The sequence below is a fragment of the Vibrio sp. 1401 genome (assembly GCF_033340295.1).
Window position 1 is genome coordinate 1 of record NZ_JAWOWF010000182.1, and the last position, 932, is coordinate 932.

Genomic DNA, 932 nt, shown 5'->3' on the forward strand with positions numbered 1-932 from the left:
CGTTTTGAGGGCTAACCATACTCACTACTGTTACCTCAACGGTAGAGTGTGGAGTTTGGTGGGTTATGTAATCGGGTTGTAATAATTATGTGTGCGAATTCTAAGGTGAGAGTTCTTATTCTGCTAGGAAAATTAATACCAGTTAAAACTGCTAAGTAGGGCATTATTTCTGGTTGATTAATGTGACTAAAGCGGGGTGTTTGTACTATTGACTTTTAATAACTTGCTGACTTTTTTTGTAACGATAACGAATAGCTTCAAAATCTAAATGTAAATGCCCTCGATTCATTTCTAAATTAGTGTGATCTCACTCGATAAGACAACGGGTGTGGTAAACATTCAAATGATAAATGTCTGTTTTACATTTTGCTGCTTAGGTATGACTTGGATTTGAGCGTTTAGGGCATTTTTTGATGATCAAAAAACTTGCTTTGAATCACAGTTTAAAACAGGCACCTAAACCCGCCGTAACCCTATATCCCTAGTGTTACTAGGTGAAATGCGAGTGTTTTTTAACTCATTAATATCCATTATTAATGTGTGAAACTAGTCTAGTATTAAATCAGTAGGCGTTCGTAACACATGGAAAGATGGATGCTGAGATTATCAATCAAAACACGTTTAGCGTTGTTAGCGTTATTACCCGCAGTGGTGATCGTTGCTTTTGCGATCCACCAGTTTTATGCCAATTCGGTGCGAGTCGATTATCTCAATCAAACCGTAAGCAACATACAGGGATTCCAGCTGATATCTCAGGCTTCGCACTTTATCTACAGCATGGAAAAAGACAGACGCCAATACGGTCAGGAAACGCCTTTAAGCATCGAAGTGGATGTCCAAAATAATGTGGTGCTCTCCATGCATCATAAATTTTCCACTAATCCACACACTTCCGAGTACGCCGATGATTTAAAAGAGGCGATGCTTGGTAT

The 932-nt window shown here is 38.7% G+C and carries 1 pseudogene; it reads left to right on the forward strand.

What is annotated here, in order from left to right:
- Window positions 1-594: 594 nt before the first annotated feature.
- A pseudogene (locus R7Z77_RS24410) lies at window positions 595-932 on the forward strand (hybrid sensor histidine kinase/response regulator); the annotation flags it as partial.